The organism is Mitsuokella jalaludinii DSM 13811, from assembly GCF_000702905.1.
Lineage (GTDB): Bacteria > Bacillota > Negativicutes > Selenomonadales > Selenomonadaceae > Mitsuokella > Mitsuokella jalaludinii.
Genome location: NZ_JNKR01000044.1, coordinates 1 through 6,547, shown reverse-complemented (window position 1 = coordinate 6,547; position 6,547 = coordinate 1). Strand labels below are relative to the sequence as shown.

At 44.0% G+C, this 6,547-nt stretch carries 8 protein-coding genes and 1 pseudogene; 3 read left to right on the top strand and 6 right to left on the bottom strand.

Annotated elements, in window-relative coordinates; translation table 11 throughout:
- Positions 1–147: 147 nt before the first annotated feature.
- Positions 148–360: pseudogene (locus tag T518_RS11725) on the top strand (transposase); the annotation flags it as partial.
- 210 nt (positions 361–570) lie between these two features.
- Entirely contained in the window at positions 571–813 is a 243-nt protein-coding gene (locus T518_RS10810) for a hypothetical protein (RefSeq protein WP_211248220.1), read from the top strand.
- A 111-nt stretch (positions 814–924) separates the two neighbouring features.
- On the opposite strand, the gene T518_RS10805 is transcribed toward T518_RS10810, so the two are convergent.
- The 6 genes from T518_RS10805 to T518_RS12240 all read right to left on the bottom strand — a co-directional run bounded on the left by T518_RS10805 (position 925) and on the right by T518_RS12240 (position 6,197).
- Positions 925–2,142, bottom strand: coding sequence for an AbiH family protein (locus T518_RS10805; RefSeq protein WP_072003605.1), 1,218 nt, complete (start codon positions 2,140–2,142; stop codon positions 925–927).
- Positions 2,143–2,165: 23 nt separating this feature from the next.
- The gene (locus T518_RS10800) at positions 2,166–3,284 is read right to left on the bottom strand and encodes an acyltransferase family protein (protein ID WP_036378851.1); all 1,119 of its coding nucleotides are present in this window, start codon (positions 3,282–3,284) and stop codon (positions 2,166–2,168) included.
- 34 nt (positions 3,285–3,318) lie between these two features.
- Complete coding sequence (locus T518_RS11490; protein WP_051652323.1) at positions 3,319–3,963, bottom strand: hypothetical protein; 645 nt, start codon at positions 3,961–3,963, stop codon at positions 3,319–3,321.
- On the bottom strand, positions 3,960–4,475 hold the full coding sequence (locus T518_RS11485) for an acyltransferase family protein (protein WP_155948179.1): 516 nt from the start codon (positions 4,473–4,475) through the stop codon (positions 3,960–3,962). Before T518_RS11485 ends, T518_RS11490 begins: the two co-directional genes overlap by 4 nt.
- Before the next feature lie 83 nt (positions 4,476–4,558).
- Entirely contained in the window at positions 4,559–5,665 is a 1,107-nt protein-coding gene (locus T518_RS10790; protein WP_036378850.1) for a DegT/DnrJ/EryC1/StrS family aminotransferase, read from the bottom strand.
- A 16-nt stretch (positions 5,666–5,681) separates the two neighbouring features.
- On the bottom strand, positions 5,682–6,197 hold the full coding sequence (locus T518_RS12240; RefSeq protein WP_211248219.1) for an ATP-grasp domain-containing protein: 516 nt from the start codon (positions 6,195–6,197) through the stop codon (positions 5,682–5,684).
- Between the two features lie 125 nt (positions 6,198–6,322).
- On the opposite strand from T518_RS12240, the gene T518_RS11710 reads away from it, so the two are divergent.
- The coding region (locus T518_RS11710) for an IS1 family transposase (protein ID WP_162177253.1) at positions 6,323–6,547 on the top strand (225 nt) is incomplete at its 3' end.

Here is a 6,547-nt window from a genome sequence, read left to right as displayed (position 1 = left end):
TGGACATGGAGCATCTATTCAAGATGGAAATTGAGCAGCCAGCTGACGAGGAAAATCCATACATCTGATGCCGATATTTACTGGCGGATGAAATGAATTTGCGAAAGAATCTTGACACTACCAAGAAACGCTGAATGCTCTGCTCGACTCGACCATGAGGCGGACGAGCTTGTCCGTGCTGGCAAGTATGAGCGGACGGGAGACCGTAAGGGCTACCGTTCCGGTCATTACGAGCGGAATTTCGGCACGACTTCCGGTGAAGTCAAGCTGCGCGTGCCCAAACTCAAGGGCATCCAGTTCGAGACGGCCATCATCGAACGCTACAAACGCCGTGAATGCTCGGTCGAGAATAGCGAGATACGCCGCCGTACAAGGGCCATTGGTACATTTCCTGACGGCAACAGTGCGCTGATGCTCGTCTGTGCCAGACTTCGCCATGTTGCCACCTCAGAATGGGGCTCGAAGCGCTATATGGACATGGAACATCTATTCAAGATGGAAATTGAGCAGCCAGCTGACGAGGAAAATCCATACATTTGATGCTGATATTTACTGGCGGATGAAATGAATTTGCGAAAGAATCTTGACACTACCAACACAGATGAGCGGAGCCTTGGCGAGCTCTTTTACCTGACAATAGATGAGCTGGAAGACTTGCGTTATCTGGATGCTTTGGCCGCATTGCTGAGCCTGCTGATGGACTGCGCTCAAGAAGCAGAGATTCTTGACGAAGAGCAGATTAACCAGCTGCTCAATCTGTTCGTGGCAAAACTGCCCGCTCTATGGGAAAAGTGTCTGAAACAGTTTGCATGATGTGACGATGATGCATACCTGAAATCCTGATAAATCCTTATCTCACAAGGGTTTTAGGTGTGCGAAGTTTGAGTACACTACTCAATTTCTTACTGTCTGTCTGCCAAGCAGTTAAGACATTGGCTGGAATACTATCCGTCCTTCTGAAACATATTTTAATGCATTTTCTTGCCCTATTAGGGCAATCAAATTAGCAATCTGCTGGTCATATGAAAGGTCATCATAATAGCAAATCTTAATTGTCTCGATATGTGCTGCAAACAAACCATTATTGTTTTCTGTAAATAACCACCCTAGCGAATATTTATCAGCAGGTGTCAATGAGTGTCCATATATTATGGCATCCCACTTATCATCTTGACTGTTAGAAAACACTGTTTTAAACTTATTCCCTAGACGATATCGAATCAGCTGATACTTCTTTTTGAAATAGGCACATTCAACAAATTCATCTGCTAATTCATCCTCTAATGTTTCTGATGTTCCTAATACTAGATTATGACGACCCAGCTCTCCATGTATAAACCGTACCTTATCACCTAGATTATATAGATTTGGAGTATGTGTGTAATTATAGGAGATAACTCCTTCTATATTAGGTGCTTCTTCTTCTATCATTTTTATTTTTTCTCTGCTGTCTGAGCGCCCATCTTCCACCTTAAGCGCTTCTTCCATCCATAGAGAAAATACCAGAAAATCGAACTTAACGATTGGCAATAAATGTTCCTTCAATTCAACATCATTAGATAGAACATCGCCAATTACATCAATCAAACTTTCAGATATATACATATCTTCAGCTTTAGTTCGATTCAATAATGAATTTTCTATGGTCCTTACTACGCGGCCAATCTCTTCCTCAAAGTCAATCCAGCCATTTCCTAGCCTTCTGTCACGATTATCCGCTACTTTTGTAAAGTACGATAACCATATATTACCGAACTTCAATGTATAATCTGTAATAAAACGAATCAGATTATCAGTATTATCACGAATTGCTCGGTGTATTTTATCTTTATATTCTTTTCTCAGATTCTCCAACTCTTGTCGTGACTTTTCCAAAATTTCGCTAGTCTTACCTGGTTCTTCCCTTGGTCCGTCCAGATAACGCTTCCATTCACTTATAAATTTATCTCGTATATGTTGTGGCGGGGGTTGAATCACAGGTTTGGAAGGATACCGATTATTTAGATAATCTATTGATGTATTATTTATATGATTTGTATAAATCCTTGTCCAGATAAACTTTAGTATATCTGAATAGCTTGTATTCATACTATGTGCACGATCAAATCCATTGCCAATAACTAACAATATATTTTTACCCATGCCACTTTTACTCCTTCTAAATCTTACCGCATCATCTGCCGTTTATCCCACAACACGGCCAGCACCATTGTCACGGCCACGATGATGACAACACTGACTAATCCGAGCGCATCACTCATCTGATTTCCCATCACACGTTTGAGCACAATGGATTCCCAATACAGGCGCAGCGGATAATGAATCAGATAGACGTACATCGCCAGATGTCCAAGGCGCAGGAACCCTGGCCGCTCCAACAGGCGTGAGACACGTCCCCGCTCAAACGAAAGCGTGAAGAGCAATCCTCCACAGAGCAGGACATCCACGAATCGACGAAGTGCGCTGGCCGTCTCCATCTCCACGAACGTATTCCGCAGGAAAAACCAAGCAATGCAAGCGAGCGCAACAACGATCTCTGCCGATGGCATCCATTCTGGCACCGTGCCGTTCATCCGCCATGCAAAGATGATCCGCGCCAGAACCATGCCATAGATGACAAACCAGACGCGCATATACGGCGAACCATACGCAAGATCATCGAAGAAACTCACATGCGCATCCACCATGCCGAGGACAGCACATATCACAATCATGAATACAGGAAGGAATGCAATAGACCACCACACATGATGCCATCCCGCGACGCGCTTCATCAGCCACGGGCTGACGAGATAGATCAGCGCCAAGGTCGAGAAGAACCAACAGACGCCATTGAATGCATGTGACAGATGTGTCGTGCCGAAAGCAGATTGAACAAGGGGCGCGCAAATTGCAAGTTTCGCCGTTATTGTGCCAAAGTTCATGAGCAGGTTCTTACCATGCAGCCATCCATGCACGAATACCATCGGCACCATCGCCAGCATCGTGACGACGTAAAGCAGATACAATTTCCGTATCTTTGCCTTGGCGAAGCCCAGCGATATCAAGCGTACATCTGCCCCTCCCGGGCCAGACATTCCGCCATGCTTCAAGAAGCTGAACATCATGCCAAAGCCAGAGAGCATAAAAAAGTAATCCACTGCAATCGTCGGATTATGCCAGTACAGCTCATAAGCATGTCCGAAATTGCAGTACTTCAAAAACTCCATATGGCTCAGGACAATCAAAAAAATCATGATGCCACGGAGCCCCTCTAATGATTGAATGCGTTTATTGGTAGCCAAAAAACTCCCCCCTAATTTTGAATCATTCATTCTCCTATAATTCTCTAATTCTCTTTCCCATCATCCGCAGCTTCAATATCATTCGATTGGTACGAGTCTCTATTGCATCACTGTTCTTATAGATATAGTTCATCACAGGCGGCTCTAGATAGCAGATGCGCAAATAATCTAGTGCACTACATACGATAAAAACAAGCGGTGCCCAGATCATTGCATGAAGAACTAATACTGGCGTCGAAGCATGAAGCAGCGATGGTACATCAGCTAGGTGCTTCCACAGAAGTGTCCGCATCGCATCACTATGTGCATGAATGAGTAAAACGCCAAATGTTGTCTTCGCCACCACATTGATAAAATGGCTATGGCGCATTGGCAAGTTCTTAAAAAATAGGAACACACCTATACTCACAAAGAAGGCCAAAATTTTACTCGAATCAATCATAAAGTAATACGAAAATGCCCAACCTTTGTGCAGTCGCATGCCTACAACATCCAGCAATGCAATACTGAGGAATGAAAGTGCTACAAAAATCAAAAGCCACTTGACTGAAAATGACAGTCGCTTCGACCAATCATCGGCATATAGCCGCAAATATGCACCAACGAAATAGATATTCATATACCATGTGATTTCATTGAACGTATTACTCTTAAAGAAGGTAACCGTAATCGTATTCACGACGAATAACAGAACGAGTAAACGTTCCACCCCCCCCTTTTATTCTTGATAGAATCAAGTAATTTATTCAAGTAAGGAACAAAGAGATAGAACAGCATAAAAGATGACACAAAGCTATGCCCTGCACCATAAAATAAGGCAAAGATTGTCTTGAAAAGCTCTTTTGGTGCTAATGTCGCATATCCAAGAAGAATCAAAATACCATAGAGTACAAATTGATAGAATAAGATTTCTAAGAGCAGCTTCATATACTTCTGCCAAGTGAGCGACGAAGTACATAAGAAGAAACCACTTACCATGACATACGCATTGATTGCCATCTTCCCCCACATACCCCAGTATTGTAGGAAAACAACATTCACCGATAAATCACTAAGATTTACACCATCCATAATACCAGAATTCACGACATAATGATGCATAATGATGATTATCATCAACACAATACGCATCAACTCGATATTCGATGAACGAATTTTCTTTTTTGGTATACACTGCTCTCCCAAAGCCATCTCCCTCTCATTACATAAACTATGCAATCATCAAAAATAAGCAGAAAAATCTAGGAGAATATCCCCTAGATTTTCTATACCAATCACTTTTTCAAGCTCAACACGATATCACAGATCCGGTCGACATCCTCAACACTCAGATCTGCATAGAGCGGCAGGGTCAGGACGTGGCGGCTCATATGCAGGGCAACTGGTGTCTCGTTGACATCGAACATGTTATGGAAGCACTCAAAGGTATTCGTCAGCGGGTAGAAGTACTTGCGCGCGCCGATGTCGTGTGCGGCCAGGGCTTCCATGACCTCATTGCGCGTTGCCCCAAAGATCTTCTCGTCAAAGATCACAGGGAAATATGCATAGTTCGGCTTGACATCCTTCTGGATGGGATTGAGCTGCAGGCCGTCGACATCGCCAAGGCGCTCGCGGTAGCGGGCCACAGCCTTGCCGCGTTTCGCGATTTCCTCATCGACATGTCGCAGGTTACAGATACCCATCGCCGCGCAGAACTCATTCATCTTGGCATTGGCACCGACAGCATCCACCGTCTCCGGGCCGCGAATGCCGAAATTCTTCAGACCGTAAAGCTTCTTGCCAAATTCCGCATCGCGGAAGCAAGCAGCACCACCCTCAATCGAATGGAAGACCTTTGTCGCGTGGAAACTAAAGCAAGAAACATCACCAAAAGAAGCCGTGCTCTTGCCTTTATACTTGACGCCAAATGTATGCGCTGCATCATAGATGACCTTCAGCTCGTATTTGTTGGCAATCCGCTCGATCTCCTCGACATTGCAGACATTGCCATAGACATGCACCGGCATGATGGCACACGTGCGATCCGTGATCAGCGACTCGAGTTTATCCACGTCCATCGTGAAGTCCTGCGGATTGATATCACAGAAGACCGGCGTCAGGCCATTGCGGACAATCGCATGCGTCGTCGAAGCAAACGTGAACGGCGTCGTGATGACCTCCCCCTGCAGATTCATCGCCTGCAGTGAAAGCTCCAGCGCCATATGGCCATTCGTGAACAAATCGATGTTCTCCACACCAAGATACTCACGCAGACCTGCCTGCAGTTCCTTGTGCTTCACACCCATATTCGTCAGCCAGCGGCTGTCCCAAATGTCCTTAATTTCATTCACATACTCATCCATCGGCGGCATCGAAGACCGCGTAACTAAAATTTTTGACATAACAGTTCCTCCTAAATCAAATTTCATCTTGATATAAGCGATTTGCACTCATTTCTCGCTTGAAATCCTGCAACATAGAAATATAATCGTACTGAGAAGCATATCCTAGTTCTAATTTTGCAGGGGTGATATCCATGATATACTGAGGAGCATTTTCAATATCTGTCAATGACATTTTTACCTCGTTCCAATCACGAAAAGTCTTCATTTTGGGAACATTGAATCCATGTTCCTGTAGGAAGTGGCGGAATCTACCCTTGTTCTGCAGGATAGCAACCGACTCATATGGATTGTTACCAGGAAGATGCATTTTCTCAGCTACATAAGCAGCTGTAGCAACGCCAGGATCTGTTGCATAGGACATGATACCATCGATATGCAACTTTTGAGCCAACTCTAGAACAGCTTCTTTATCGATAATACTGACATTATGATACTCATCAGCGAATTGGTGTGCATAGTTATGCGGTAAATAATCGCACATAATGACATATACACCTAAATCATGCGCGGCTTTTATTGCTGGCAACAAGTAGCGCGAACCACCTAAGAGCAAGAGTTTTTTCTAAGGCTCTGTCACAACAAATGGTTGATTTTTGACGAGAAATATCGTATAATAATAGTAAGAAACAGTACCACCGAAGGAGGTAATTGGATATGCCTACTATCAAAGACGCATTAGATATTATCGGTAAGTTGACTGTCGCAGAGCAGGAAAGCCTTAAAACAATGCTTTTAAGTCCTGCCTTTGTAAAGTCTTTGAATATTGAAGATTTCGTAGCAAAGGAACGCTTTGCAAATGGTCGTGTATGCCCTCTTTGTGGCTGTATCCATGTGGTTCGCAATGGTCATCGTAAAGATGGCACACAGCGATATGTATGT